We start from the raw sequence: 25,550 nt of genomic DNA on the forward strand, positions 1-25,550 counted from the left end.
AACGCACCGATGCCCCGGGCGCGGGCACGGGGGCTTGACCGGTCACCTGGTCCATACCAAAATCGCGCCAATGCCCGTGCGAGCACCAGTTGCTCCCCCCACGTCGGGTTTCACTCTTATCTGCCGCATGCCAGAAGGTGACCTACGTGAAAAACCGCTTCCTTGTCGGTTCCGCCGTGTTCGCGTCCTCCGTAGCACTCGTGGGATGCGGGATGCTCCCCGGCGGCGACGACAAGGTCATCACCATCTGGCTCATGAAGGACAGCGTCTCCGCCGCGTACCTGGACCGGTTCACCGAGGCGTACGAGAAGGAGAACCCCTCGGTCGAGCTGGAGGTCCAGATCCAGGAGTGGACCGGGATCGGCAAGAAGGTGATGGCCGCGCTGGAGTCCGACGACTCGCCGGACATCATCGAGGTCGGCAACACCCAGGTCGCGCAGTACGCGGAGAGCAACGGCCTGCGGGACCTCACGCTGGAGTCCGTACGGGACCTGGGGAGCGAGGACTGGCTGCCGGGCCTCGCCGAGCCGGGAAGCATCAACGGCTCGCAGTTCGGCATACCTTGGTACGCGGCCAACCGCGTCGTCATCTACAACAAGGACCTCTTCGCGGAGGCAGGCATCGAGGAACTGCCCAAGACCCGCGCCGAGTGGCTGGACATCACGGCCCAGCTCGACCAGGGGGACCAGCAGGGCATCTATCTGGCCGGTCAGGACTGGTACACCCTCTCCGGCTTCATCTGGGACGAGAACGGTGAACTGGCGGTCGAGTCGGGCGGTGAGTGGGAAGGCAGGCTCGACACCCCCGAGGCGATCAGGGGCATGAAGTTCTACAAGGAGCTACAGGCGCTCGGCGACGGCCCGAAGGACTCCGACGAGGTCAAGCCGGAGCAGGAGGGCGAGTTCGCGAAGGGCGACATCGCGCAGATCATCGACACCCCCAACTCCGCGGTCCAGATCGAGGAGAAGAACCCGGACCTCAAGGGCAAGCTCGGCTTCTTCCCGGTCCCCGGCAAGAGCGCCGAGGCACCCGGCGCCGTCTTCACCGGCGGCTCCGACCTCATCGTCCCCAAGAACTCCTCGCACCGGTCGGCGGCGGTCGAGGTGGTCAAGGCGCTCGCGGGCGAGAAGTGGCAGACGGATCTCGCCAAGACGATGAGCTACGTGCCGAACAAGACGACGCTCGCGGACGTCATCGAGGGCCAGGAGGCCACGGCCGCGATGGCGGTCGGCGCGGCCGAGGGCCGCGCGACGCCCAACTCGCCGAAGTGGGCCAACGTCGAGCTGGACAATCCGATCAAGCCGTACATGACGGCCGTTCTCCAGGGTGAGGACCCGAAGACCGCCGCGGCGGCGGCGGACGCGAGGATCTCGGCGGCGCTGCGGTAGCGCGCGCGGCGGCGGCCGGGGACGAACAGGATCGGCGGGCCGGAACTGCGGATCGGCGGGCCACCGGTCTGCGGGGGCAGGCGCTTTACCAACGTCTTACCCGCCGGTTCCGGCCATTCAGCCGTCCCACATCCCCGCTCCGCCGGGCTGTCATGTCGAATCCAGCCGGACACGGAAGAAACAAGGTGCCGGGTCGCCCGGGTCCTGTCCGGTGGACAGGACCGAGCGGCGTCCCCCGTACCGCTCGTTCCTCCGTCCGGCACAGGAGACAGTCATGTCCGCCTCACCCGCCGTCGTCCCCGCCACCCTTCCCACCCAGCTCCCTCTCCCCGCGGCCGTCCCCGACCAGCGCTACCTCGTCTCCCTCGCCCGTGACCAGGAGGACGTACGCGCCGCCCAGCGCCTGCGCCACACGGTCTTCGCCGGTGAGATGGGCGCCCTGCTCGACGGACCCGAACCCGGCCTCGACGGCGACGACTTCGACGCCCACTGCGACCACCTGCTGGTGCGCGACGCCGCGACCGGCGAGGTCGTGGGCACGTACCGGCTGCTGCCGCCGCAGGGCGCCCGTGCCGCCGGACGGCTCTACTCCGAGAGCGAGTTCGACCTCCGGCGGCTCGACCACATACGCGACGACCTCGTGGAGGTCGGCCGCTCCTGCGTCCACCCCCTGCACCGCAACGGCGCCGTCATCGCCCTGATCTGGGCCGGGCTCGCCCGCTACATGACCCGCACCGGCCACAACTGGATGGCCGGCTGCTGCTCCCTCCCGCTGGGCGACGGCGGCTCCCTCGCCTCGGCGACCTGGAACACCGTCAGGGACCGCAACCTCGCACCGGAGGAGTACTGGGTCACCCCGCACCGCCTCTGGACCCCGGACAGCGCCACCGTCCCGGCCGCACGCGCCGAACTCCCCGCGCTGCTCCGCGGCTATCTGCGGCTCGGTGCCTGGGTCTGCGGCGCGCCCGCGCACGATCCGGAGTTCGGCGTCGCCGACCTGTACGTCCTGCTGTCGCTGCGCCGCACCAACCCCCGCTATCTGCGGCACTTCCTCTCGCTCGCCCCGGCGCGATGAGCGCCTGGCTGCCCACGGCGCCCTGCACGCCGCAGCTCTGCGGCCCCCGGGCGGACGCCCCGCGCCGGGGCACGTTCGCCGCGTCCGCGCGGCTGCTGGCCGGTCTCGTCGCCGTGGCCGTCGGGATCCTGCTCGTCCCGCCGGTCGCCCTGCTCGGTGCCGGGCGACGCGACCGGCTGACCAGGGGGTGGACGCGTACGGTGATCCGGGCCTTCGGGCTGCGCATCCGGACCGGCGGCGAATCTCCCGCGCCGATGTCCGGCACGCCGCTGCCTGACGTGCGGGTGTCCGGTGCGCCGGTGTCCGGCACGCAGGTCTGCGCTGCGCCGTTGCCGGACACGCCGGGCGGGGTGCTCGTCGTCGCCAACCACATCTCCTGGCTGGACATCCCGCTCGTCGCGACCCTGTTCCCGGGGCGGGTGCTGGCCAAGAGCGACATCCGGCGCTGGCCCGTCCTCGGCGCCGTCGCGGCGCGCGGCGGCACGCTCTTCGTGGAGCGCGACCGGCTCCGCGCGCTGCCGGACACCGTACGAGACGTCCGTGACGCCCTGCGCGCCGGATCCCGCGTGATCGTCTTCCCCGAGGGCAGCACCTGGTGCGGCAGGGACCAGGGACGTTTCACCGCGGCCATGTTCCAGGCCGCGCTGGACGCCGGGGTACCCGTGCGTCCCGTACGGATCGGCTACCGCCCGCTGGGTCCCGCCGCCTTCGTCGGCGACGACCCGCTCGCCCTCTCACTGTGGCGGATCGTGCTGGCCCGCGGACTCACGGCGGAGATCGAGGTACTGCCCCTGATCCCCGCCGCGCGCCACACGGACCGCCGCTCGCTGGCCCGCGCCGCTCAGAGCGCCGTCGCCAGCGACAGCGCGAACCGCCCGGACTCGTCGGTCCACCAGTTCGTCAACTCCATCCCCGCACCGGCCAGTTCGGTGCGGACCCGGTCCTGAGTGAACTTCGCCGACACTTCCGTACGCATCTCCTCGCCCGCCTCGAAGGTGACCACCAGATCCAGCTCGGGGACCTTCACGGTCAGGTCCCGGCGCGCTCTCAGCCGCATCTCGATCCACTGCTGATCACGGTCCCAGCGCGCCACATGGTCGAAGTCCGCCGGGTCGAAGTCGGCGCCCAACTCGCGGTCGACGACCGCCAAGACGTTTTTGTTGAAGGCGGCCGTCACACCTGACGCATCGTCATAGGCCCTGACCAGTACGGACTCCTCCTTCACCAGGTCCGTCCCGAGGAGCAGCGCGTCACCGGGCGCGAGCAGCGTCCGCACGGCCGCGAGGAACTCGGCGCGCTCCCCGGGGAGCAGATTGCCGATCGTCCCGCCGAGGAACGCGATCAGCAGCGGCCCCGGCATCGCCGGCAGCTCCATGTCCTTGGTGAAGTCGGCGATCAGCGCGTGCACCTGGAGGTCCGGGCGCTCGGCGAGCAGCGAATCCGCGGCGCCGGTCAGCGCGCTCTCGCTCACGTCCACCGGTACGTAACCGCGCAGCAGCGGCAGCGCGTCGAGCAGGTGCCGGGTCTTCTCCGAGGACCCCGAGCCCAGTTCGACCAGGGTGCGTGCCCCCGTCGCCGTCGCGATCTCGGACGCGCGGGCGAGGAGGATCTCCCGCTCGGCGCGGGTCGGGTAGTACTCGTCGAGCGCGGTGATCTCCTCGAACAGCTCACTGCCCCTGGCGTCGTAGAACCACTTGGGCGGCAGGGACTTGGGGCTCCGGGTCAGCCCGTGCAGCACGTCGGCGCGCAGCGCGGCGTCGGTGGCGTCCTCGGGCAGGGTGCGGGTCAGCAGGTACGGGCTCACGCGGGTGGCTCCTTGAGGGGGGTGAGCAGGACGTCGGCGCGGGTCGCCGCAAGCAGGGTGTGGTCGGGGACCTCGCGCCAGCGCGGATCGTCGTCGTAGGGCTCGGAGGCGACGACGGTGCCCCGGCCGGGCTCGGTGAGATACCAGAGCGTGTCGCCCCAGGCGGTCGCGGTGATCGTCGCACCGTCGGTGAGCAGCAGGTTCAGCCGGGAGCCGGGCGCCGCCCCGGCCACCTCCAGGACCGTGTCGGACAGCGCCTGGCCCATTCCGTCACCGTCCCGCAGCCGGTGCAGCACCAGCGCCCACACGAGCGCCGAGTCGGTGCGTGCGTCAAGTGACAGCAGTTCGGCGGAGGACAGGGAGGCGGCCGACGGCGCCAGGCTCGACGGCCAGCCGCGCGCCGCGCCGTTGTGGCTGAACAGCCAGGGCCCGGAGGCGAACGGCGCCGCCGCGGCCTCGCCGTCCGAACCCGATTCGGTGGCGTCCCGAACGGCCGCGAGCACCGCACCACTGCGGACCACCCTGGCCAGGTCGACCACGCTCTGATCGCCCCAGATGGGTCCGGTACGGCGGTAGCGCGCGGGCACCGGGTCGCCGTCCGCGTACCAACCGACCCCGAAACCATCGGCGTTGACCGTTCCGTACCTCTGTCTCCGCGGCTCCCAGGACTGCCGGTACAGCGCGTACTCGGGACTGATCAGCACCTCGCGCAGCCCCACCGGCGCCCCCACGTAGGCGATATGACGGCACATCACACAACTCCGGCGGAACGCGCGGTACGGAAACCGGCGAAGATCTGTCGGCGTACCGGCAGGTCCCAGTTGCGGAACGTGCCGCGGCACGCCACCTGGTCCACGGCGAACGAGCCACCGCGCAACACCTTGTGCGCACCGCCGAAGAACACCTCGGAGTACTCGCGGTAGGGGAAGGCGACGAAACCCGGATAGGGCAGGAAGTCGCTCGATGTCCACTCCCACACGTCGCCGATCAACTGCCGTACGCCCAGCGGCGACGCGCCCAGCGGATAGCTTCCCGCCGGCGCCGGCCGCAGATGGCGCTGGCCGAGGTTGGCGTGCTCGGGTGTCGGGTCCCCGTCGCCCCACGGATGGCGTCGGGAGCGGCCGGTTGCCGGGTCGTGCCGGGCCGCCTTCTCCCACTCCTCCTCCGTCGGCAGCCGCCGCCCCGCCCAACGGGCGTACGCGTCCGCCTCGTACCAGCTGACGTGCAGCACCGGCTCGTCGGCGGGGACGGGCTCGACCACCCCGAACCTGCGGCGCAGCCACTGCCCGGCCTCGCGCCGCCAGAACAGTGGTGCGGCGATGGAGTGTTCCCGGATCTGCGCCCAGCCCTCCGGGGCCCACCAGCGCTCGTCCGTGTAGCCGCCGTCCTCGATGAAACGCAGGTAGTCGCCGTTGGTCACCGGCACCGTGTCCAGGTGGAACGCGGGCACCAGCCGGTGGTGCGCGGGCCGCTCGTTGTCCAGCGCCCACGGTTGGGCCGAGGTGCCCATCGTGAACTGCCCGGCCGGCACGAGGATCTCACCCGGCAGATCCGCCGCGTCGACCGGATCCGGGGCCGGGGGTTCGGGCGCCGTGAGCGCGGCGGGACCCCGGCGCAGCTGATGGGTGATCAGCATCGTCTCGTCGTGCTGCTGTTCGTGCTGCGCGATCATGCCGAAGGCGAATCCGGCGTCCAGCAGCGGACCGCCCCGCAGGGGGCTGCTGCCGAGGATGTCCATGACCCGGCCGCGGATGTCGGAGGCGTACGCGCGCGCCTCGGTCGGGGCGAGCAGCGGAAGCGTCGGACGCAGCGCCCTCGGATGCTCGAAGGCGTCGTAGACGGAGTCGATCTCGGGCCGGACAGCCTCACGGCCGCCGACCGTACGGAGCAGCCACTGCTCCTCCTGATTGCCGATGTGGGCCAGGTCCCAGACCAGCGGTGACATCAACGGCGAGTGCTGCGCGGTCAGTTCGGGCTCGTCCACGCAGGAGGTGAGGAGCGCGGTGCGTTCGCGCGCGGTGGTCAGCGCGTCGACGGCCCGCCGTCGCAGCGCGTCCACGTCCTCGACGAGGGATATCCCGCCGTCGGACCTGTCGGTGGTCCTGTCCGCGGTCTCGGCCGGTGTTCCGGCGTGCTCGGTCATGTGCGGAGCTCCTTCCCGGTCACGGGGACGTCCAGGTCGTCGGCGGGGCAGCGGCCCGGTACGACGTACCGCTCGTCGAAGGCCGCGACGGCCTCCTGTACGGCCTCGGTGGCACCCGTACGGGGCAGCGCCTCCCGCGCGGCGGCGAAACACTCCACGGCCGCCGCGTGCAGCTCGGGGTCGGCGAGTCCGTCGCGGGCCGCGGTGACCCAGAGCGGATTGCCCGGCGCGGGCAGGGTGCCGGCCGTCTCGGCGAGCGACTTGACGGTGCGGTACACCCTCTCGGCGGCCTCGGCGTCGTCGAACAGCGCGGTGGTCACCGCCAGCGGCACCATCCAGCCGTCGTCACCCGGCTGGGCGTCGATCATCCGCAGCTCCAGGTGGCCGCGTGGACGTACCGGCGGGAACAGGGTGGTGATGTGGTAGTCGAGGTCGGCGCGCACCGGCGGGCGCGGCAGACCCGACCGGATCCAGTCACGGAAGGTCAGGCCCTCGGGCACGTCCCAGGGGCCGTCCGCCGTCCGGACACACATCACGGGCGCGTCCAGCGCGTACGCCGCCCAGGCGCGACGCGGTTCGCGCCGCATGTCGGGCGACTTGGTGCGCGCCGGGTCCAGGTCCGTCCACAGCGCCTGCCTGGTGGATCGCCAGCCGGTGACACGGCGGGCCTGGACGGGTGAGTTGGCGAACGCGGCCACCAGCACCGCGCCCAGCAGATGGGCGAGCTGCCAGCGCCTGCCGTAGCCGAGCGGGCCCGGCTCCTCGGTGCCCGCGTCGAGGCAGACCTGGATGGAGGCGGAGGAACGCATCATGGCGCGGCCCGAGGGGCCGATCCGGTCGAGGTAGGTCTCCATCGCGTCGTACCGCGGCTCCTGGAGGAGCCTGCCCGGTGAGTGCCACGGATCCTGTCCGAGGCCGGTGAGCGTGAGACCGGCCGTACGCAGTGCGCGGCGTACGGCGGCGAGGTCCGCCGCGGTGGAGTCGACACACTCCATCAGGGAGGTCGCGGGGGCCGAGCTGAGCTCCAGCTGGCCACCCGGTTCGAACGTCAGCGCCGATCGCAGGGGGAGGTCCCGCAGGCCGCCGAAGGCCTTGTCGAGACGCGCGGTCCGAACGGGCAGTTCGGGGTCGTACAGATCGTGAACGAGCCATTCCAGTTCAACACCGACGATGCGGGGCGGCCCTGTCTTGAAACATATGCCGCGCAGCAGCGCCTCGGCGTCGTCCTCGTTGAGAGACGGGCCCTCAGCTGCGATTTCCTCCGACGACATGGTCGGCTCCTCCTGTCGAAGACCGTGACCGGTCCCCGTCCCGGGGTCCGGGGCGGAGCGCTTTGTCCAACCTAAGGCCACTCCCGCCGCTCCGCACAAGAGTGCCCCTCCGGGTCGAAAACATGGTTGCTTCGGGCGTGTTTCCTGACGCACGATGCCTGTCATGAGCGCACGGCTGCGGGGGATCGCGAAGCACACCGAGGAGATCGTCGAGGCGGGCGGATACCACGCCGAGGACGGGCGCCGGGTGCCGCTCGCCGCGCTGCTGGAGGCCGCCGCCGAAGGCACCCGGCTGTACGGCCCGGAGCCCGTGCCGGTGACCCCGGACACCTCCCGTACGACATCCATCGAGGTCACGGGCGAGAGCAGCCTCCAGGCCGCCCGCCGGATGACATCCTCCTCGGCGGGCCCCGTGGCCGTCCTGAACTTCGCCTCCGCGCGCAACCCGGGCGGCGGCTACCTGAACGGAGCACAGGCCCAGGAAGAGGCACTGTGCCGGGCCTCCGCCCTCTACGTCACCCTGCTGAGGGCCCCCGACTACTACGCGCACCACCGGGCCGAGCGCAGCCCCTTCTACAGCGACCGCGTGATCCACTCGCCCGGCGTACCGGTCTTCCGCGACGACCGGGGCCGGCTGCTGGACACACCGTTCACCGTCGGTTTCCTCACCTCGCCCGCCCCGAACGCCGGGATCGTCGCGCGCGACCACCCGCAGGAGAGCCATCGTGTTCCGGCCGCCCTCGCCTCCCGCGCCGAACGGGTCCTGGAGGTGGCGGTGGCGGGCGGCTACCGGCGGCTGGTGCTCGGGGCGTGGGGCTGCGGGGTCTTCCGCAACGACCCGGCGAGGGTGGCCGGCGCGTTCCGGGCGCTGCTGGTCGGGCCGTCGCGGGAGGGGGCCGAGACGGGCGCGGGGGAGCCGGCGGGCGCGGGCGCGGGCCGGTTCGCCGGGCACTTCGACGAGGTCGTGTTCGCGGTGCTGGACCGGACGGCCGATTCGGCCACCCTGGCCGCCTTCCGCCGGACGTTCGCCGACGTCTCCCCGGGAACCGGCCCCGTCGCCCCGTCGGACACCGGCCCCGGCTCCCGTTCCGGCACGGTGGCTCAGCGCCAGCCGTAACGCTCCCGCAGCCGCCCCACGACCCGGTTGAACCGTCCCCGGTCCAGTGCGCACGCCTCACGCCGCATGCCCGCGTCGTGGATCCGCAGCACCCGGTCCAGATCGACCCACGACTCACGCCCTTGCCGGTCCCACGGTCCCACCCCGATCGGCACCCACTCATGGTCGCGGTCGTGCCGCTTGCTGGAGAGCTGCACGGCGAGCAGCGTCCCGGCCGGTTCGCGGGCCACCACGAGCACCGGCCGGTCCTTGCCGCGCCCGTCGTTCTCCTCGTACGGCACCCAGGTCCAGACGATCTCGCCGGGGTCGGGGTCGCCGTCCCTGTCGGGGGCGTACGAGGTGCGTACGGGCCCGACGTCACGGGGTTCGGCCTCGGTGGTGGCCGAGGGACCGCTCCGGCCGGGGAGTTCGGCCTCGGGGGAGTGACCGGCGGCGCCGGATTCGGTGAAGGGCTTCATCCGACCGAAGGTAGAGCGTCGGCGCCGCCGACCGCCGAGCGGGGCGGCCCGGAACCGTTTTCGGACGCGCGCCCCGCCCCGCTCGCGCCCGGTGTCAGACCCAGCCCTCCAGCGCGGCCATGAACGCGTCGAAATCGTCACGGTGCGCGGTGTGCCCCGCGCCCTTGACCGTACGGACCTCGAAACCCCGCGCCCGCAGTTCCACGACGTCGGCGGGCGAGACCATCGGGCTCGGATCGGCGGTCGTCACCAGCGAGGGGACCACCGGCCGGGCGGGCCGCAGGCCCGCGCCGAAGGCCGGGGCGATGCCGTACGCCGTCCCCTCGTCCCACACGGCGAGGCTCGCCACCTCAAGGTCCACGTCCACGTCCTCCCACCGCGGGTTGAGCGCGGATATCTCCTCGCGCGAGAGCGTCTTGCCCGCCGCCAGCCGCGCGGGCCCCTCGCTCCCTGCGGCGCCCGCCGCCGGACCCGGCAGATGCCACGCCGGGTCGCAGTAGACCGCGCGTCGCGGCGCCAGGCGCTCCACCGCGAGCGCGAGGGCCATCCCGCCCAGCGAGTGACCGATCGCCACCTCCGCGCCGGTGGGCAACGTCTCCACGAGGTCGTCGGCGAAGTCCCCCGGCCCGTAAGGGCCTCGGCCGCTCGCGCCGTGACCGCGCAGATCGACGGCGATCACGCGCAGTCCGCGCGCGGCCAGCTCGGGGCCCACCCGCCGCCAGGTGCGGTGGTCGGCCATGATGCCGTGGACCAGGAGCGCGACGCGGTCGCCGTCGCCCCAGGTGTGGGTGTGCAGTCGCAAGACAATCCCTTTCTTGAAAAGGTGAGTTGAGGGACGCGTTTCAGGTGCGACGACCGAGCGGGACGACAGGCCGCGAAGTCTCCCGGCGAGCCGTCTGGAAAGATGCCGAGGGCGATGAGCCAGTTACCTGAACAGTCCTCCCCGCAGTCCTCCCCGCGGCGGTCCGAACCGCCCGCCGAACGCCCCGGCCGCACCACCGGCCCTCCCGTCCCCACCAGCGCCGACGTCGCCCGCCTGGCCGGAGTCTCCCGGGCCACCGTCTCGTACGTCCTCAACAACACCTCCGCCGTACGGATCAGCGAGCCGACCCGCCGCAAGGTCCGCGAGGCCGCCGAGGAGCTCGCGTACGTCCCCCACGCCGCCGCGCGCAGCCTGCGCGCGGGACACACCAGAATTGTGCTGCTCCCCACCGCGCGCGTCCCCGTCGGCCCCCTCTACAGCCGCTTCCTCGACGAACTCCAGTGGGCGCTGCGGCGGTTGGACTACACCGTCGTCCAGTACGGCAGCCTCGGCCTCGACGGAGACGAGGCGGCGCGTGCCTGGGCCGAACTGCGCCCCGTCGCCGTCGTCTCCCTCGGCGAGATCGCGCTCACCCCCCAAGGGGTGGAGATACTCAAGCGCTCCGGCGCGAAAGCCGTCATCACGCTCGGCCCGCGGCGGGTCGAGGGCGCGCACGCCCTGGTCATGGACCAGCGCGAGATCGGCGGCTGCGCCGTTGAGCACCTGCTGGAGCGCGGACGCCGCCGGATCGGGGTGGTGATGCCGGAGGAGCCGGGTCTCGACCTCTTCTCGGAGCCCAGGCTCGTCGGCGCGCGGGCCGCCGTCACGGCGTCGTCCACCGTCGCGCACGTCGAACCTCTGCCGCTGTCCTACACGGAGGAGTCGGCGGCCAGGCTCGCCGCCCGCTGGGACGGCCTCGGGCTGGACGCGGTCTACGCCTACAACGACGAGTACGCGATGCTCCTGATGCGGGCGCTCCAGGACGCCGGAGTCACCGTCCCCGGCGACACGGCGGTGCTCGGCGCCGACGACCTGCTGCTCGGCAGGCTGCTGCGGCCCCGGCTCTCCACCGTGCGGATCGACCTCGTCACCGGGCAGCGGCTGGCGGCCCTGGTCGACCGCGTGGTGCGCGATCCCGGCGGGGAACCGGAACGGCACGATCTGATGGGGGCGCGGGCGGTACGGCGCGAGTCGACCTGACGCGGCCCCGGACGACATGCGCGGCCTCCGGCCGTTGTCTAGCGTCACCAGCATGAGCACTCATTGGCACCCCTATCCGCGGCGCTTCGAGATCCTGCTGGTGCCGGAGCACGTCGACGGCCGCACGGGCCCGCCGGACGCGGCGACCGCCCTGCGCTCGGCCGTCGTGGAGGCGACGGGGGAGACCGGTGAGTCCGGCTACCCGCATTACGAGGGCGGCGGCATGGTCGCGGACATCGACCCCGAGACCCGCACCGTCGAAGGTCTGCTGATCGACGGGTACGAGGTGGACTACGGGCTGTCGGCGCGGGTCGTCGACGCCACCGCCGGCCCGGACACACCCGGTGTCGCGGAGCCCCGCACCAACTGACCGGCCGGCCTGCCCGCCGCCCTTTTCCGACGTCCTCGGACTCCCCCCGACTCTCCGCGCGCCTCCCATGAAAGAGTGCGCGAGCGAACAGCCGACCGAAGGGGAGAGAGCCGATGAGCGATCCGATGACCATCCGCGACGTCTACGTCGTCGACGCCGTCCGCACGCCGATCGGAAAGTTCGGCGGCGCGCTCTCCTCCGTACGGCCGGACGATCTCGCCGCCCATGTCGTACGGGCGCTCGTGGACCGAACGCCGGAACTCGACCCGGCCAGGATCGACGACGTGGTGCTCGGCGCGGCCAACGGCGCCGGAGAGGACAACCGCGACGTCGCGCGCATGGCCGCGCTGCTCGCCGGGCTGCCCGTGACCGTCCCCGGCGTCACCGTCAACCGGCTCTGCGGCTCGGGCCTCGAAGCGGTCATCCAGGCGGCGCGCGCCGTCGCGCTCGGCGACGCGTCGATCGTCGTCGCGGGAGGCGTGGAGTCCATGTCGCGCGCTCCCTGGGTGCTCCAGAAGCCCGAGCGCGCCTTCCCCGCCGGGCACCAGCAACTGCACTCCACGACGCTCGGCTGGCGCATGACCAACCCGGCGATGGCCGCCGAATGGACGGTCCCGCTCGGCGAGGGCGCCGAACTGATCGCCGACAAGCACGCGATCACCAGGGCGGCACAGGACGCGTTCGCGCTGGAGAGCCACCGCAAGGCGGCCCGTGCGTGGAGCGAGGGACTGTACGAGGCCGAGGTCGTGCCGTACGCGGGAGTGGAACTCGCTCGCGACGAATGCGTCCGCGACAACACGTCCCTCGAAGCCCTCGGCAGGCTCAGGCCCAGCTTCCGTAAGGAGGGCGAGGGGACGGTCACGGCGGGCAACGCCTCACCGCTGAACGACGGCGCCGCCGCCCTGCTCCTCGTCGACGAGGCGGGCCTGCGCGCGACGGGGCGCGAACCCCTCGCCCGGATCAGGACCTCCGCCGTCACCGGCATCGAGCCGCAGCTGTTCGGTCTCGGCCCGGTCGAGGCGGTCCGCCGCGCGCTGGCGAAGGCGGGCCGGGACTTCGCCGACCTCACCACGTTCGAACTCAACGAGGCTTTCGCCGCCCAGTCGTTGGGCTGCCTCGCCGAGTGGCCGGAGCTGGACCCCGCCGTCGTGAACCCGCGCGGCGGCGCGATCGCCATCGGTCACCCGCTGGGTGCCTCGGGTGCGCGGCTGGCCGGTTCCGTCGCCCACCAACTGGCGGCGGCGGGCTCGGGGACCGGTCTCGCCGCCCTCTGCATCGGTGTCGGCCAGGGCCTCGCGCTCGTTCTGGAACGCTGACGCGCGGACCCTGCGCCCCGGCGTCACGCGCTCGCGGCGCTCCCGGACCCGGTGCCGTCACCCGGCGCCGGGGTCTGCGCCTTGGCGGCGGCCTCCGCCTCGGCGACCGACTTGCGGACCTCTTCCATGTCCAGCGCGCGGGCCTGCCCGATCACGTCCTCCAGGGCCGTCTCGGGCAGCGCGCCGGGCTGGGCGAACACCGCGACGTTGTCCCTGACGATCATCAGCGTCGGGATGGAACTGATCTCGAACGCCGCGGCCAGCTCCTGCTGCGCCTCCGTGTCGACCTTGGCGAAGACCAGGTCGTCGTGGCGCTCGGACGCCTGCTCGTACACCGGGGCGAACTGACGGCACGGACCGCACCAGGAAGCCCAGAAGTCGATCAGGATGAAGTCGTTCTCCGACACCGTCCGGTCGAAGTTCTCCTTGGTGAGTTCCACAGTGGCCATGACCTGATACCTCTTCCTGTTCTCTCCGGATGAAGTCGCCTCGCACAACGGTGCGTGCCACCGCCGTATTCCTGGCCCATTCCCGAAGATCGTGTGGCCATGCGCCGGGCGTCGCACCAGACTGGCCCCATGACGGAAGCGATTGAGTACGACGTGGTGGTGCTGGGCGCGGGACCGGTCGGGGAGAACGTCGCCGACCGGGTCAGGGCCGCCGGTCTGAGCGCGGCGGTCGTCGAGAGCGAACTGGTCGGCGGCGAGTGCTCCTACTGGGCGTGCATGCCCAGCAAGGCCCTGCTGCGTCCGGTGATCGCCCGTGCGGAGGCACGCAGGGTGCCCGGTCTGAGCCCGTCCGTACAGGGGCCGCTCGATGTGCCGGCCGTCCTCGCGCACCGCGACGAGCACACCTCGCACTGGAAGGACGACGGCCAGGTCCACTGGCTCGACTCGATCGGCGCGGTGCTCCACCGGGGTCACGGCCGGCTCGACGGTGAGAAGCGGGTGACCGTGACCGACCCCGAGGGCGGCGTCCAAGTACTCACCGCCCGCCACGCGGTCGCCGTCTGCACCGGCACCAGCGCGGTCCTGCCGGACCTGCCGGGCCTGGCGGGCGCCAAGCCCTGGACGAGCCGCGAGGCGACCGGCTCCCGGACCGTGCCGGACCGGCTCGTGGTCGTGGGCGGGGGAGTGGTGGGCGTCGAGATGGCCACGGCCTACCAGGGCTTCGGCTCGGACGTCACGCTGCTCGTACGGGGCGACGGTCTGCTGCCCCGTATGGAGCCCTTCGTCGGGGAACTCGTCACCGACTCACTGACGGAAGCGGGCGCCTCCGTACGTACGGGCGTCTCCGCCGCCTCCGTCGAGCGCGACGGCGGCAGCGGACCGGTCACGGTGGTCCTCGACAACGGCGAGCGGATCGAGGCGGACGAGATCCTCTTCGCGACCGGCCGGGCGCCCCGCACCTCGGACATCGGGCTCGACACCGTGGGGCTGAAGGCGGGCTGGCTGACGGTCGACGACAGCTGCCGGGTCGAGGGCAGCGACTGGCTCTACGCGGTCGGCGACGTCAACCACCGCGCGCTCCTCACCCACCAGGGCAAGTACCAGGCCCGCATCGCGGGCGCCGCCATCGGGGCCAGGGCCCAGCGCGTCCCCCTGCTGGAGGACGACCGCTGGGGAGCCCACGCGGCGACGGCCGACCACGTCGCGGTCCCCCAGGTCGTCTTCACCGAGCCGGAGGCCGCCTCGGTCGGCCTCAGCCTCAAGGAGGCCGAGGAGGCGGGCCACCGGGTCCGCGCGGTCGACTACGACATCGCCAATGTCGCGGGCGCGAGCCTGTACGCGGAGGGCTACCGGGGCCGCGCCCGGATGATCGTGGACCTGGACAGCGAGATCCTGCGGGGAGTGACCTTCGTGGGCCCCGGCGTCGGCGAACTGCTCCACTCGGCCACGGTGGCGGTCGCCGGGGAGGTCCCGATCGCCCGCCTGTGGCACGCGGTCCCGTCCTACCCCACGATCAGCGAGGTCTGGCTGCGGCTGCTGGAGGCGTACCGGGACGCCTGAGGGCGTCCGCGCCGCCCGCCGTCGACGGGGCGCCGTAGGCCGCGCCGTACCGGCCTACGGACGCGGACCACACGCGCGACCGCTCACTCCGTCCGCAGGACCACCCCCAGCGCCGCGTCCCGCACGTCCGGTGACGGGTGGAGAGGAGCGCGCGCAGGGCCCCGCGCCATTCGGTGGGCCAGCCGAGGCGGTTGCCTGTCGCGGAGACCAGGGCGACCGACAGGAGGCCCGTGGCCGGGTCGCCGGTGGTGGTCAGCCCGGTCGCGGCGGCCAGGACCGTCGCGGGGTCGGAAGGGAGAGGACCGGAACCGAAACGGCCGCGCAGCTGGTGCGCCGTGGCCGCCGCGAGGGCGGGGCGGTCGGTCGCGTTGGCCGCCAAGTTCCGCAGCCGCGCGGTGTTCCGCAGCCGCGCGGTGAGTTCGGGGAGACCGGCGTCCGGGTCCACGAGGGCGCGCAGCACGTCCGCGCGGGCCCCGGCGAGTGACGGCTCGTCGGCGAGCAGCGCCGCCACCGCCTCCAGCACCGGATGTATCTCGCGGACCGGCCGGTCCGGCAGGGACCGCAGGAGCGCGAGCGCCCGCTGCCGGGCGGGGAGGTCGCGGTCCTCCGGAGCGTCCGGCTCGCCCGCGGCGATCGCGGGGAGCAGCACCGCCAGTGCGTCGTGCAGCGGACTTCCCGGCGCCGCCCCGCCGACGGGATGCGGCAGGCCGGAGGCGGCCAGCCGGCCGATCGCCGTCACGGCGGCCCGCCAGACGGTGCGCGTCCCTGCTCCCTCGGCGAGGTCGGTGACCCGCTCGGACAGGCCGTCCACCACATCGGGGGCGTACCGCGCCCACAGGGGGAGCACACGCAGCCCGGCCGTCGCCGCCTCCGGGTCCGCCGAGCGGCACACGTCGCGTGGCAGCAGGCCGAGCACCGGCAGCACGTCGTCGGCGTCCTTGTTCTCGACACCGGCCGTCGCCAGGTCGAGGAAGTCGCTCCGGCGGTGCGGCGGCAGCGCCTTGAGCAGCACGGCGAAGTGCGGGCGGCCGATCCAGTGGCGGCCGAGCGCGGGCAGCGAGGGAGGGGCGGCCCGCACGATCCGCCGCAGGACGGACGCCGACGGCAGTGGCGGGTACGACGGCCCGACCCCGTCCGCCGGGATCAGCAGCCGTACGGTGCGCTCCGCGTCGACGGCCACGAATTCGTTCAGCCGCGGGACCAGGGCCGCGGGCAGTACATCGGGCCGGTGCCGCTCCAGCAGCGACAGCACCCGCTCGGCGCGGGCGGAGACGGCCGCGCCCACGCCTTCCGCGTACCGGTGCCAGGAGGTGTCGCGCTCGGCGCGCGGGCGGGCCGCGAGGTCACGCTCGGCGTGGTCGGAGCACCTCGTCGGGGAAGTTGAGGCCGATCCTGGTCCAGGAGTCGAGGGCGTAGGAGAGTTCGGGCAGGACCGCCGCCACGAACTCCGCCGAGCAGACGGGCAGCAGCTTGGCCGCCGTGTGATCACCCCACTGCTCGCGCAGCCTCGGGACCAGGCGCTCGGCCAGGGCCGTACGTCCGCTCGCCAGTACGACCTCGCCCAGCCGCTGCCGCGTGTCGGCGGAGGCGTCCTCGTACGCCGCCTCGATCGCCGCGGCCGGGAGCGGCAGCGTGCGGGCGGCCCGCATCGCGTACGCCCGGACCACCGGGTCCCGGTCGGTCAGCCGCCCGGCCAGGAAGTCGATGTGCCGCCCGACCAGGGCGGCGAACGCCGCGAGCCGTCGCCCGTAGGTGCCGCGCCCCGCCAACTCCGCCACCAGGGAAGGCAGTTCGTCGACCGGATCGAGCGAACGGGCGCTGTGGGCAAGGTGCTTGAGACGGTCCGGGTACGACAGTGGTTCGAGTGCGACAAGCAGGCGGTCGACCGTGAGTGACATGACCGTGATGGTGCCGCCGCCCCGCCGGGCCCCACCCGGTACGGCCCGGACTACGCGTTTGTACCGACGTACTCCCGCAGATGCCGCGCCGTGACCGTGTCCGAGTGCGCCACCAGATCGGCCGGCGTACCGGTGAAGACGACCTGCCCGCCGTCGTGGCCGCCGCCCGGCCCGAGGTCGACCAGCCAGTCCGCGTGGGCCATCACCGCCTGGTGGTGCTCGATCACGATCACCGTGTTGCCCGCTTCCACCAGCCGGTCGAGCAGCGCGAGCAGCTTGTCCACGTCCGCCATGTGCAGCCCGGTCGTCGGCTCGTCCAGGATGTAGACGGACGACTTCTCCGCCATCTGGATCGCCAGCTTCAGCCGCTGCCGCTCACCGCCCGACAGGGTGTTCAGGGGCTGTCCGAGCCGCAGATAGCTCAGCCCCACGTCGTTGAGCCGGCCGAGGATCGCGTGAGCCTGCCCGCCGGGGAAGTAGTCGTACGCCTCCGCGACCGACATGGAGAGCACCTCGCTGATGTTCTTGCCGTTCAGCCGGTAGGTGAGCACCTGCGGAGTGAACCGCTTGCCCTCGCACTCCTCACAGACCGAGGCGACGCCCGCCATCATCGCGAGGTCGGTGTAGACGAGCCCGAGCCCGTTGCAGTTGGGGCAGGCACCCTCCGAATTCGCGCTGAAAAGCGCCGCCTTGACCCCGTTGGCCTTGGCGAAGGCGGTACGGATGGGGCTCAACAGACCTGTGTACGTCGCCGGGTTGCTCCGCCGCGAACCCCGGATCGGCGACTGGTCCGCCACCACCACGCCGTCCCTGTTGGAGAGGTAGCCGTGGATCAGTGAGGACTTCCCCGACCCCGCGACCCCGGTGATCACGCTCAGCACACCGGTCGGGATGCCGACGCTCACATTCTTGAGGTTGTGCAGATCGGCGCCCTCGATCGACAGCTGTCCGTCCGGCTCACGCACCGACTCCCGCAGCCGCGCCCGGTGTTCGAGATGCCGCCCGGTCAGCGTGCCCGAGGCGCGCAGGCCCGCCACGTCCCCCGTGTAGCAGATCTGTCCGCCCGCCGTACCGGCGCCGGGACCCAGATCCACCACATGATCGGCTATCGCGATGACCTCGGGCTTGTGCTCCACCACCAGCACCGTGTTGCCCTTGTCCCGCAGCCGCAGCAGCAGATCGTTCATCCGCCGGATGTCGTGCGGGTGCAGCCCGATCGTCGGCTCGTCGAAGATGTACGTGGCGTCGGTGAGGCTGGAGCCGAGATGCCGCACCATCTTCACGCGCTGCGCCTCACCGCCGGAGAGCGAGGACGAGACGCGGTCCAGGCTCAGATAGCCGAGACCGATCTCGACGAGCGACTCCAGGAGATCCCGCAGATTGCCGAGCAGCGGTGCCACGCCCGCGTCGTCGATCTTCCGTACGTACTCGGCCAGATCACTGATCTGCATCGCCGAACACTCCGCGATGTTCACGCCGTTGACCTGCGAGGAGAGCGCGGCGGCGCTCAGCCGGCTGCCACCGCAGGACGGGCACTCGGCGAAGACCACGGCCCGGTCCACGAACGCCCTGACCGGCGCCTGCATGGAATCGCGGTCCTTGACCAGGATCGTCCGGTTGACCTTGGTGACGAGCCCCTCGTACGTCATGTTGTTGGAGCCGACCTTGACCTTGGTCGCGGTCCTGTGGAGGAAGACCTCCCACTCCTCGGGGGTGAAGTCCTTGAGCTTCTTGTCCGGGTCGTAGAAGCCGGAGGCGACCATGATCTGCCAGTACCAGGCGTCGACCTGGAAGCCGGGGACGGTGATCGCGCCCTCGTTCAGGGAGAGTTCACGGTTCACGAGCTGGTCGATGTCGATCTTCGAGACCTGGCCGATCCCCTCGCACTCCGCGCACATGCCTTCGGCCGCGTTGAAGCTGAAGGCGGTCGAGGTCCCGATGTGCGGGGTGCCGAGCCGGCTGAAGATGATCCGCAGCATGGTGTACGCGTCGGTCGCAGTACCCACCGTGGAACGGGAGTTGGCGCCCATCCGCTCCTGGTCGACCACGATCGCGGCGCTCAGGTTGTGCAGCGAGTCGACGTCGGGCCGGCCCATGCTCGGCATGAACGACTGGATGAACGCCGTGTACGTCTCGTTGATGAGGCGCTGCGACTCGGCGGCGATCGTACCGAAGACCAGCGAGGACTTGCCGGATCCCGAGACGCCGGTGAAGACCGTGAGCCGGCGCTTGGGGATGTCGAGCGAGACCTCCCTCAGGTTGTTCTCGCGGGCCCCGCGGACCTGGATCACGTTGTGACTGTCGGCGGCTGGGATGTTCACGGAGTGCTCCTGGTGATTCTCGGCGAGCAGCTAGCGTACACCGTACTCAGTGAGGGTCGCACATATTTTCGATCGGTTGGTGATGTGACTCCCGGGGGCGTGGTTCTCGGTCGCGCGAGTGGTGGGCGCTACAGCCAGCCGTTGCGGCGGAAGCTCCGGTGAAGGACGTAGCAGGCCGTCGCCATGAGAGCGACGACGGCCGGATAGCCGTACGTCCATCCCAGACCGGGCATGTGCTCGAAGTTCATCCCGTAGATCCCGCAGACCGTCGTCGGCACGGCGACGATCGCCGCCCACGCGGTGATCTTGCGCATGTCCTCGTTCTGCGCGACGGTCACCTGCGCGAGATGCGCCTGGAGGATGGAGTCCAGCAGATTGTCGAACGCGGCGATCTGATCGGTCAGCCGGGCCAGATGGTCGGCGACGTCGCGGAAGTACGGCCGTGCGTCGGCCGTGACACCCGGCAGCGCCCGGTTGGCCAGCGCGCCGAGCGGCCGGTCCAGCGGCGCCACGGCCCGCTTCAGCTCCAGCAGTTCGCGCTTGAGCTGGTAGATGCGCCCGGCGTCACCCCGGCCCGCCCGGCCCGCCGATTCGTTGAAGACCTCGCTCTCGACACGGTCGACGTCGTCCTGGACGGCGTCGGCGACGGCGAGACAGTCGTCGACCACCTGGTCCGCGATCGCGTGCAGCACGGACGACGTACCCATGGCCAGCCGCTCGGGCGAGGCCTCCAGCCGCTCCCTGAGGGGTCCGAGCGAACCGTGCCTGCCGTGCCTGATCGTGATCACGAAGTCCTGCCCCGTGAAGACCATCAACTCGCCCGTGTCCACCACTTCACTGGTCGCGGTGAGCACTTCGTCCTCCACGTAACGGCAGGTCTTGAAGACCGCGAACAGCGCCCCGTCGTAACTCTCGACCTTCGGCCGCTGATGCGCGTGCACGGCGTCCTCGACGGCGAGCGGATGGAGCCCGAACAGGTCGGCGAGGCCCTTGAACTCGGCTTCGTCCGGCTCGTGCAGACCGATCCAGACGAAGCCCCTGCCGGACCTGCGGACCCGTCGCACGGCTTCATCGGCCGGGCAGTCGCCCGGCTGCCGTATGCCGTCCTCGTAGACCACGCAGTTCACGACGGCGCTGCCGAGCGGTGACCGGGCCGGATGGCTGAGGTCGACGGTGCTGCGGTAGCCGCGCCGCACCGCCCGGCGGGGGCGACGGATCATGGGCAGGGGCTCCGTTCGAAGGATCGGCGGCCAGTCTGCCACCACCCCTCGGGGGCCGTCCCGGCTCCCTGCGAAGACGCTACGTACCGCCGGTCCGAGAGGTCTCCGGTGGTGCCTCCGTGATGTCGAGGAAGACATGGTCGGCCTCCGGCCAGGTCCCGGCCACGGAACGCTTGATACGTACGCAGATCAGCTCGATCTCCTCGCTGTCGAGCCCCGGCACCAGATCGATCCGCGCCGCGATGAGCGCCGAGTCCATGCCGAGCCGCATGGTCAGCAGCTGGGCGACGTTGTCGATCTCGGGCTGGGCGTCGAGGAGCGAGGCGATCCGGCCGCGCAGTTCGGGATCGACGGACTCACCGACGAGCTGGACGCGCGCCTCGGAGCCGAGCCGGTACGCCACGTACACCAGCAGCAGACCGATGCCGAAGGACGCGCCCGCCTCCCACACCACCTCGCCGGTGACCAGATGCAGCACCATGCCCGCCATCGCGAGCAGCACACCGAGCACGGCGGTCGCGTCCTCGGCGACGACGGTCCGTACGGCGGGGTCCTTGGCGCTGCCCTTCTGCTTGCGCAGCTGATGCAGGGCGCGCAGCAGCGAACTGCCCTCGGCCACCAGGGCCACGCCGAGGACGATCAGGCCGGCCGTATAGCCGCTGGGGCTCTCCCCGTCGTCCGTGACCAGGGCGTTGTAGCCCTGGTAGAAGGAGAAACAGCCGCCCATGACGAAGATCCCCACGGCCGCCAGGAGCGACCAGAAGTAGCGCTCCTTGCCGTATCCGAAGGGGTGACGGCGGTCTGCCGGGCGCCGGCTGCGGTGCAGGGCGGTGAGCAGGAAGACCTCGTTGACGCTGTCGGCCACGGAGTGCGCGGCTTCCGAGAGAAGCGCGGGCGACCCCGAGATGAGACCGCCGATCGCCTTCGCGACGGCGATGACGATGTTCGCGGCGAGGGCCACGAGGATGGTGATCCGGGTATTTCCGTCGGACTTCTGTGTGTCGGGCTTCTTCTCGTCGAGTGTCTCCGTGTCGGACTCTTTCGCGTCGGACTTCTTCGCTTCGGGCGTCCTCGTGTCCGGCTTCTTCCTGTCCGGCTTCTTCGAGTCGAGTTCTTTCTGGTTCAAGTCGGCCTTCCGCTCTCGGGCGTGGCCGGACCCCACATGTCGGCCGCTCCGCCGCGTGTACCCCGCGGGCACCGGCCGAATCGACGCCACGAGACGCCGTGCGGCGCCGTACGGCGTGGGCAGGACCGATCCGGCCATCGGCACGGCGATCCGGTGCGTCCGGGGCCGCAGACCCGGCCGTCTCGCGTTCCGGGCGACATGCGGGCCGGGTGCTCTGCTGGCACAGTCGTCAGGGAGCGGAGGGGAGCCGGGGCATCCACCGACACGACCCGAGTGAGGCGAGCGGTCATGGCACCGAGGCATCCTGTGTTCGGGGCGCCGTGCTGGGCGAGCCTGCTTGCCCGCGATCTCGCGGACACGCAGAGCTTCTACGGTGCCGTACTCGGCTGGACCTTCCGCCCCGCCAAGCTCGGCGACCAGTTCGTCGTGGCGGAGTCCGACGGTGTACCCGTCGCGAGCATCGGCGCGCTGGCCCCCGCGCTCCAGGTCGCGGTGGCCTGGACGCCGTACTTCGTGGTGAGCGACGTGGACGCGACGGCCGCCCGCATCAGGGAGCGCAGCGCAACGGTCGCCGTGGGCCCCCTGGCCTTCGAGATGGGGCGGGCGGCGCTCGCCGCCGACCGGGACGGTGCCGTCTTCGGCTTCTGGGAGGGTGAGCCGCTGCCCGACGCCACAGCCAAGCTCGGCGGCCCCCCTTTCCGCCTGGAACTGCGGACCTATGACGCCATCGCTGCGGCGATCTTCTACGGCGAGGTGCTGAAGTGGGCCGAGGACGGGACGGGCACCATCGACGTCAGCTACGAGCAGGACCGCGTCGTGCTCCGTACGGGGCGGGGCGCGGGGCACGTCGTGGCGCGAATAGGCAGCGGTGGCATCGAGGCGGCGGCGGACCCCCATCTGCGCCCGCGGTGGCATGTGTCGTTCGCCGTGGACGGTGTGAAGGCGATCAGGGCGGCGGCCGAGACCGCCGAGGCGATGGGCGGCGCCGTGGTCGCGGCGGAGAAGACCGCGTACAAGGACGGGGAGCAGGTGACGCTGCGGGATCCCGACGGCGGTCTCTTCACCCTGACGGACCGCTGAGCGCGAGCGCTCCGGGCGACGGGCCGCGAGACGGAGGCCGGCCCGCCCGGGTTTTCGGCCCGCGATCGGGTATGCGGCCCGGCGGGCGACCCGGCGCTCCGCGGTCGGTGAGCCGCCGTCCGGCGACCGGCGCGCCACCGCGACCGGGGCCCGGCGACCACCGACGTGACCATGACGACGTGCCGAACACCAGGCGACGAAGGGAATGACCGTGAACGAGCGACATCCGGAGGGCAACGAGGGGAACGGCGCGGCCGTCCCGAGGGACCTCCCCGACCAGCACGCCCACCCCGGTGACGATCCGCTGGACGTGGATGTGGAGGGCATGGGCTCGTCCGATGAGCCCGACGACGCCCCGGACCCGGCAAAAGCCCCGGAGGAGCCCGACCAGTCGCTGCCCGACGCGGACGAGGCCGGAGCGGGCAGGCGCGGCGAACCCAACACCGGCGGGGTGCATCCCGAGCAGCCCGTCCCCGACGAGCCGTCGGGCTGACCGGCCCGGCGCCCACTTCCCAGCGGAGGAAACCACGGTGAAGAGCACGCGAGAGCCCGCGGCGGCACACGGCATCGACGCGGAAGTGACGGTGGAACTCAGCGGTTGCGAGACGGAGGACGCGCACGCCGTGTTCGGCGCGCTGCGCACCGTCTTCGCCTCCGACCGCGCGCCCGACGACAGGCCGCAGGAGGTGACGGGCGCCCGTCCGACGGTGTGGAGTTCGACCTTCGACGTGTCGGAGGTACGGCGGAAGGCCGGCCCGACCCGGCTGAGCGGGCCGGTGACCGCGGACGTCCAGGGCGGCTACTGGGCGGTCGCGAAACTCCAGGAGGAACTGACCGGCGCGTTCGCCGTACAGGTGCTGGGTACGGCCGCGGGTGACCAGGAACAGGAGGTCCAGCTACGGCTGGACACACGCCATCGGTGAGACGCCGCCCGTGAGACGCCGTCAGTGAGACGGCGCCCGCGAGACGCCCCGTGAACGCTGCCGGTGGGACGCCGTCCGCGAGACGCGGTCAGTGAGATGTCCGTTCGCGGGAAGAGGAGGCTGAGAAGTGACGAGTGTGACGTTCTCTCTGGTGGCGCTGGACTGTCAGAACCCGGCGGCCCTCGCCGAGTTCTACCAAGGCGTGCTCGGCGGGGAGATCAGCCACGACTACGAGGACTGGTGGGTGCTGCGCGAACCGGGCGGTGCCCGGATCGCCTTCCAGCGGGCCCCCGGCCACCGCGCCCCGGACTGGCCGCGCGCGGACTCCGACTCGCGGCAGGCGCACCTCGACTTCGAGGTGGCCGATATGGCGGCCGCGCAGGAGAAGGTGCTGGCGCTCGGCGCCACCGCTCTCGATCTCGATGACGACGGGGGTAAACGTGGCTTCCGGGTGTACGCGGATCCGGCCGGTCATCCCTTCTGCCTCTGCCGGACCGCCTGACCGACCGGGGACCCGCTTCGACCAGCGCGTTTTCCGTCCTGTCCGCCCCCGGAGCACTGTCTCGCGCCGTGCCCCGGGAGCAGCCGCGAGGAGCCGACGAGTTGCGCATTCGGCTCCGTCGGGTCAGTCTTTTCAGTGACCCAGAAGTGGCTGACGCTCACGCTTCGTATTCGGGGGTCGTTGCAACAACGAGGTGAAGCAAGTGGGCCCCTGTGTGTGAGGAGCCTGGACCATGACGATTCCACTCGGCCGCTACTACGAGGTGGAATTGCACGCCTCTCCGGAGCGCGTATCGCAGATCCGGCGCATTGTCGCCGCACACCTTCGACACTGGAATCTCGACCCGCAAGTCGACCCGGTCTGCTCGGGCATCGACGAACTGCTGACCAATGTCCACCGTCATGTCGGTGAGGGCAGCAAGTGCGCGGTCGAACTCCGCTGGACCGGCCGGTATCTCACGGCCGCCGTCTCGGACAACGGACCCGAGCTGCCCCGGCTGTCCTCGGCCGGTGGCGGCGGACTCGCCCGCCTCGCCTCACTGAGCGACAGCTGGGGTACCTGTGGGACGGTGGAAGGCAAGGTCGTCTGGTTCACCAGGAGCGTGGAGGCGCCGCAGAACGTCCTGCGGCTGCCCACCCTCCCGGTGGGCGGGACCGACGCGGCGGCGAAGGAGCCGGTTCCGGCACTGACGCCGGTACCGGCGTTCGCACCGTTCCTGGCCACGGCCTGACGACGGCGCCGTATCCCGTATCTCGGGGCAGGGCGGCTCCGGGCCCGGCCCGGAGCCGTATCGCGGCCCTCGCGGGCGCGTTCCGGCCGTCGTCCCGGATCAGCTTCCGGGGCCGTGTTTCGGACGGCCTCGCGGCCCACGCTCCGGTTTGTACTTTTCGGTCCGGTGACCTCGGGTACGCGCTCGGACGAGAGCCCGTGTCCAGGTGGCGCGGAGACAAGGAGTCAGAGATGGAAACCGACCAGGGCACGCGGACGTTCCGCGGCCGATCGGCCGAGCGCGAGGGGCAGTTGCGTACGTGCCTCCCGGCGCGCGTCACGATCCGCGACGGCGAACCGAGAGACGCCGGCCAGGGAAAGCAGGAGACGGTGGATCAGGAGTGGAATGTGGTTCGGGGAGAGGACTGAATGACTGCGAGGCTGCACATCGATCAGACAGGTACGGCGGACGAGAGCCGGGCGGGCTCCGGTTGCGACGTGTGGGAATGGCTGCGGGACGCGGCCTGCGCGCACGCAGATCCCGAACTCTTCTTCCCGGTGGGGGATTCCGGTCCCGCCGCCGAACAGGCGGAGCGCGCCAAGGAGGTGTGCCACAGCTGCCCGGTGGAGAGGCAGTGCCTCGAATGGGCGCTCAACACCGGTCGTACATCCGGGGTTTGGGGCGGCACGGATGACGAGGAACGCCGCCGGCTGCGGCGCAACGGCCGACGTCGGGTGCCCGCGCCGCGCGGCAGGCAGTCGCAGGCGTCGGGGCCGGGCGGCACGCGCCGTCCTCGCAGCCACTGAGAGGCGCGCCCG

Annotated in this window: 27 protein-coding genes; 15 read left to right on the forward strand and 12 right to left on the reverse strand. The window is 71.8% G+C overall.

Features of this window, described 5'->3' with window-relative positions; all coding sequences use genetic code 11:
- Window positions 1–146 precede the first annotated feature (146 nt).
- The 3 genes from SSPS47_RS31160 to SSPS47_RS31170 all read left to right on the forward strand — a co-directional run bounded on the left by SSPS47_RS31160 (window position 147) and on the right by SSPS47_RS31170 (window position 3,410).
- Complete coding sequence (locus SSPS47_RS31160) at window positions 147–1,388, forward strand: extracellular solute-binding protein (protein ID WP_164253821.1); 1,242 nt, start codon at window positions 147–149, stop codon at window positions 1,386–1,388.
- 274 nt (window positions 1,389–1,662) lie between these two features.
- On the forward strand, window positions 1,663–2,463 hold the full coding sequence (locus SSPS47_RS31165) for a GNAT family N-acyltransferase (protein ID WP_164253822.1): 801 nt from the start codon (window positions 1,663–1,665) through the stop codon (window positions 2,461–2,463).
- Window positions 2,460–3,410 (forward strand): lysophospholipid acyltransferase family protein, encoded by a 951-nt coding sequence (locus SSPS47_RS31170; RefSeq protein ID WP_164253823.1) that lies wholly within the window; start codon window positions 2,460–2,462, stop codon window positions 3,408–3,410. Before SSPS47_RS31165 ends, SSPS47_RS31170 begins: the two co-directional genes overlap by 4 nt.
- Here SSPS47_RS31170 and egtD read toward each other — a convergent pair.
- From egtD to egtA, 4 genes are read right to left on the reverse strand one after another with little or no spacing between them, the layout of a single operon-like run.
- A complete protein-coding gene (egtD, locus tag SSPS47_RS31175) occupies window positions 3,305–4,267 on the reverse strand; it encodes an L-histidine N(alpha)-methyltransferase (protein ID WP_164253824.1) in 963 nt (320 codons plus the stop codon). The genes SSPS47_RS31170 and egtD overlap by 106 nt on opposite strands.
- Window positions 4,264–5,019 (reverse strand): ergothioneine biosynthesis protein EgtC, encoded by a 756-nt coding sequence (gene egtC / locus SSPS47_RS31180; RefSeq protein WP_164253825.1) that lies wholly within the window; start codon window positions 5,017–5,019, stop codon window positions 4,264–4,266. The genes egtD and egtC overlap by 4 nt, the downstream gene beginning before the upstream one ends.
- Window positions 5,019–6,410 (reverse strand): ergothioneine biosynthesis protein EgtB, encoded by a 1,392-nt coding sequence (gene egtB, locus SSPS47_RS31185; RefSeq protein WP_164253826.1) that lies wholly within the window; start codon window positions 6,408–6,410, stop codon window positions 5,019–5,021. Before egtB ends, egtC begins: the two co-directional genes overlap by 1 nt.
- Window positions 6,407–7,681 carry an ergothioneine biosynthesis glutamate--cysteine ligase EgtA gene (egtA, locus tag SSPS47_RS31190; RefSeq protein WP_164253827.1) on the reverse strand — a complete coding sequence of 425 codons (1,275 nt, stop codon included), beginning with the start codon at window positions 7,679–7,681 and terminating at the stop codon, window positions 6,407–6,409. The genes egtB and egtA overlap by 4 nt, the downstream gene beginning before the upstream one ends.
- A gap of 163 nt (window positions 7,682–7,844) precedes the next feature.
- Between egtA and SSPS47_RS31195 the strand changes: the two genes are divergently transcribed.
- Window positions 7,845–8,798, forward strand: a complete 954-nt coding sequence (locus tag SSPS47_RS31195; protein WP_164253828.1) for a TIGR02452 family protein — start codon at window positions 7,845–7,847, stop codon at window positions 8,796–8,798.
- Here the strand turns inward: SSPS47_RS31195 and SSPS47_RS31200 are convergent.
- Together SSPS47_RS31200 and SSPS47_RS31205 are read right to left on the reverse strand one after the other, a co-directional pair.
- Window positions 8,783–9,256 (reverse strand): type II toxin-antitoxin system PemK/MazF family toxin, encoded by a 474-nt coding sequence (locus tag SSPS47_RS31200; RefSeq protein WP_147877826.1) that lies wholly within the window; start codon window positions 9,254–9,256, stop codon window positions 8,783–8,785. The two genes, SSPS47_RS31195 and SSPS47_RS31200, sit on opposite strands and share 16 nt — an antisense overlap.
- Before the next feature lie 94 nt (window positions 9,257–9,350).
- Window positions 9,351–10,058 (reverse strand): alpha/beta hydrolase, encoded by a 708-nt coding sequence (locus tag SSPS47_RS31205; protein WP_164253829.1) that lies wholly within the window; start codon window positions 10,056–10,058, stop codon window positions 9,351–9,353.
- A gap of 114 nt (window positions 10,059–10,172) precedes the next feature.
- On the opposite strand from SSPS47_RS31205, the gene SSPS47_RS31210 reads away from it, so the two are divergent.
- The 3 genes from SSPS47_RS31210 to SSPS47_RS31220 all read left to right on the forward strand — a co-directional run bounded on the left by SSPS47_RS31210 (window position 10,173) and on the right by SSPS47_RS31220 (window position 12,944).
- The gene (locus SSPS47_RS31210; RefSeq protein ID WP_164253830.1) at window positions 10,173–11,258 is read left to right on the forward strand and encodes a LacI family DNA-binding transcriptional regulator; all 1,086 of its coding nucleotides are present in this window, start codon (window positions 10,173–10,175) and stop codon (window positions 11,256–11,258) included.
- Between the two features lie 52 nt (window positions 11,259–11,310).
- Window positions 11,311–11,628, forward strand: a complete 318-nt coding sequence (locus SSPS47_RS31215) for a hypothetical protein (RefSeq protein ID WP_164253831.1) — start codon at window positions 11,311–11,313, stop codon at window positions 11,626–11,628.
- A 125-nt stretch (window positions 11,629–11,753) separates the two neighbouring features.
- The gene (locus SSPS47_RS31220) at window positions 11,754–12,944 is read left to right on the forward strand and encodes a thiolase family protein (RefSeq protein WP_164255225.1); all 1,191 of its coding nucleotides are present in this window, start codon (window positions 11,754–11,756) and stop codon (window positions 12,942–12,944) included.
- Between the two features lie 23 nt (window positions 12,945–12,967).
- Here the strand turns inward: SSPS47_RS31220 and trxA are convergent, their stop codons facing one another.
- Complete coding sequence (gene trxA / locus SSPS47_RS31225; RefSeq protein WP_164253832.1) at window positions 12,968–13,393, reverse strand: thioredoxin; 426 nt, start codon at window positions 13,391–13,393, stop codon at window positions 12,968–12,970.
- A 129-nt stretch (window positions 13,394–13,522) separates the two neighbouring features.
- Here trxA and SSPS47_RS31230 point away from each other — a divergent pair, with 129 nt between their 5' ends.
- Window positions 13,523–14,953: an NAD(P)/FAD-dependent oxidoreductase gene (locus tag SSPS47_RS31230; RefSeq protein ID WP_164253833.1), complete on the forward strand. Its 1,431-nt coding sequence runs from the start codon at window positions 13,523–13,525 to the stop codon at window positions 14,951–14,953.
- Here SSPS47_RS31230 and SSPS47_RS31235 read toward each other — a convergent pair.
- The 5 genes from SSPS47_RS31235 to SSPS47_RS31255 form a co-directional block, all read right to left on the reverse strand.
- Complete coding sequence (locus SSPS47_RS31235) at window positions 14,907–16,238, reverse strand: hypothetical protein (protein WP_164253834.1); 1,332 nt, start codon at window positions 16,236–16,238, stop codon at window positions 14,907–14,909. The two genes, SSPS47_RS31230 and SSPS47_RS31235, sit on opposite strands and share 47 nt — an antisense overlap.
- A 58-nt stretch (window positions 16,239–16,296) precedes the next feature.
- Window positions 16,297–16,851: a hypothetical protein gene (locus tag SSPS47_RS31240; RefSeq protein WP_164253835.1), complete on the reverse strand. Its 555-nt coding sequence runs from the start codon at window positions 16,849–16,851 to the stop codon at window positions 16,297–16,299.
- A gap of 50 nt (window positions 16,852–16,901) precedes the next feature.
- Window positions 16,902–19,172, reverse strand: a complete 2,271-nt coding sequence (locus tag SSPS47_RS31245) for an excinuclease ABC subunit UvrA (RefSeq protein WP_164253836.1) — start codon at window positions 19,170–19,172, stop codon at window positions 16,902–16,904.
- Between the two features lie 128 nt (window positions 19,173–19,300).
- Window positions 19,301–20,392 (reverse strand): magnesium and cobalt transport protein CorA, encoded by a 1,092-nt coding sequence (locus SSPS47_RS31250; RefSeq protein WP_164253837.1) that lies wholly within the window; start codon window positions 20,390–20,392, stop codon window positions 19,301–19,303.
- Between the two features lie 79 nt (window positions 20,393–20,471).
- Window positions 20,472–21,365: a cation diffusion facilitator family transporter gene (locus SSPS47_RS31255; protein WP_239065361.1), complete on the reverse strand. Its 894-nt coding sequence runs from the start codon at window positions 21,363–21,365 to the stop codon at window positions 20,472–20,474.
- A 441-nt stretch (window positions 21,366–21,806) separates the two neighbouring features.
- On the opposite strand from SSPS47_RS31255, the gene SSPS47_RS31260 reads away from it, so the two are divergent.
- From SSPS47_RS31260 to SSPS47_RS31290, 7 genes are all read left to right on the forward strand, one after another.
- Window positions 21,807–22,598, forward strand: a complete 792-nt coding sequence (locus tag SSPS47_RS31260) for a VOC family protein (RefSeq protein ID WP_164253839.1) — start codon at window positions 21,807–21,809, stop codon at window positions 22,596–22,598.
- A 211-nt stretch (window positions 22,599–22,809) separates the two neighbouring features.
- Complete coding sequence (locus SSPS47_RS31265) at window positions 22,810–23,091, forward strand: hypothetical protein (protein WP_147877817.1); 282 nt, start codon at window positions 22,810–22,812, stop codon at window positions 23,089–23,091.
- A 37-nt stretch (window positions 23,092–23,128) separates the two neighbouring features.
- Window positions 23,129–23,521 (forward strand): hypothetical protein, encoded by a 393-nt coding sequence (locus tag SSPS47_RS31270; RefSeq protein WP_164253841.1) that lies wholly within the window; start codon window positions 23,129–23,131, stop codon window positions 23,519–23,521.
- Window positions 23,522–23,648: 127 nt separating this feature from the next.
- Window positions 23,649–24,023: a VOC family protein gene (locus SSPS47_RS31275; RefSeq protein WP_164253842.1), complete on the forward strand. Its 375-nt coding sequence runs from the start codon at window positions 23,649–23,651 to the stop codon at window positions 24,021–24,023.
- Between the two features lie 232 nt (window positions 24,024–24,255).
- The gene (locus SSPS47_RS31280) at window positions 24,256–24,753 is read left to right on the forward strand and encodes an ATP-binding protein (protein ID WP_147877814.1); all 498 of its coding nucleotides are present in this window, start codon (window positions 24,256–24,258) and stop codon (window positions 24,751–24,753) included.
- A 230-nt stretch (window positions 24,754–24,983) separates the two neighbouring features.
- Complete coding sequence (locus SSPS47_RS31285) at window positions 24,984–25,160, forward strand: hypothetical protein (RefSeq protein ID WP_164253843.1); 177 nt, start codon at window positions 24,984–24,986, stop codon at window positions 25,158–25,160.
- A 69-nt stretch (window positions 25,161–25,229) separates the two neighbouring features.
- A complete protein-coding gene (locus tag SSPS47_RS31290) occupies window positions 25,230–25,538 on the forward strand; it encodes a WhiB family transcriptional regulator (protein ID WP_275405199.1) in 309 nt (102 codons plus the stop codon).
- Window positions 25,539–25,550 lie beyond the last annotated feature (12 nt).

The sequence above is a fragment of the Streptomyces sp. S4.7 genome (genome assembly GCF_010384365.1).
Lineage (GTDB): Bacteria > Actinomycetota > Actinomycetes > Streptomycetales > Streptomycetaceae > Streptomyces.

Excerpts from the sequence above, each read along its gene's own strand:
- SSPS47_RS31165 (WP_164253822.1), top strand. The coding sequence starts at position 1,663 with ATGTCCGCCTCACCCGCCGTCGTCCCCGCCACCCTTCCCACCCAGCTC.
- SSPS47_RS31170 (WP_164253823.1), top strand. The coding sequence starts at position 2,460 with ATGAGCGCCTGGCTGCCCACGGCGCCCTGCACGCCGCAGCTCTGCGGC.
- egtC (WP_164253825.1), bottom strand. The coding sequence starts at position 5,019 with ATGTGCCGTCATATCGCCTACGTGGGGGCGCCGGTGGGGCTGCGCGAG.
- egtB (WP_164253826.1), bottom strand. The coding sequence starts at position 6,410 with ATGACCGAGCACGCCGGAACACCGGCCGAGACCGCGGACAGGACCACC.
- egtA (WP_164253827.1), bottom strand. The coding sequence starts at position 7,681 with ATGTCGTCGGAGGAAATCGCAGCTGAGGGCCCGTCTCTCAACGAGGAC.
- SSPS47_RS31195 (WP_164253828.1), top strand. The coding sequence starts at position 7,845 with ATGAGCGCACGGCTGCGGGGGATCGCGAAGCACACCGAGGAGATCGTC.
- SSPS47_RS31200 (WP_147877826.1), bottom strand. The coding sequence starts at position 9,256 with ATGAAGCCCTTCACCGAATCCGGCGCCGCCGGTCACTCCCCCGAGGCC.
- SSPS47_RS31210 (WP_164253830.1), top strand. The coding sequence starts at position 10,173 with ATGAGCCAGTTACCTGAACAGTCCTCCCCGCAGTCCTCCCCGCGGCGG.
- SSPS47_RS31215 (WP_164253831.1), top strand. The coding sequence starts at position 11,311 with ATGAGCACTCATTGGCACCCCTATCCGCGGCGCTTCGAGATCCTGCTG.
- SSPS47_RS31220 (WP_164255225.1), top strand. The coding sequence starts at position 11,754 with ATGACCATCCGCGACGTCTACGTCGTCGACGCCGTCCGCACGCCGATC.
- trxA (WP_164253832.1), bottom strand. The coding sequence starts at position 13,393 with ATGGCCACTGTGGAACTCACCAAGGAGAACTTCGACCGGACGGTGTCG.
- SSPS47_RS31230 (WP_164253833.1), top strand. The coding sequence starts at position 13,523 with ATGACGGAAGCGATTGAGTACGACGTGGTGGTGCTGGGCGCGGGACCG.
- SSPS47_RS31240 (WP_164253835.1), bottom strand. The coding sequence starts at position 16,851 with ATGTCACTCACGGTCGACCGCCTGCTTGTCGCACTCGAACCACTGTCG.
- SSPS47_RS31250 (WP_164253837.1), bottom strand. The coding sequence starts at position 20,392 with ATGATCCGTCGCCCCCGCCGGGCGGTGCGGCGCGGCTACCGCAGCACC.
- SSPS47_RS31260 (WP_164253839.1), top strand. The coding sequence starts at position 21,807 with ATGGCACCGAGGCATCCTGTGTTCGGGGCGCCGTGCTGGGCGAGCCTG.
- SSPS47_RS31280 (WP_147877814.1), top strand. The coding sequence starts at position 24,256 with ATGACGATTCCACTCGGCCGCTACTACGAGGTGGAATTGCACGCCTCT.
- SSPS47_RS31285 (WP_164253843.1), top strand. The coding sequence starts at position 24,984 with ATGGAAACCGACCAGGGCACGCGGACGTTCCGCGGCCGATCGGCCGAG.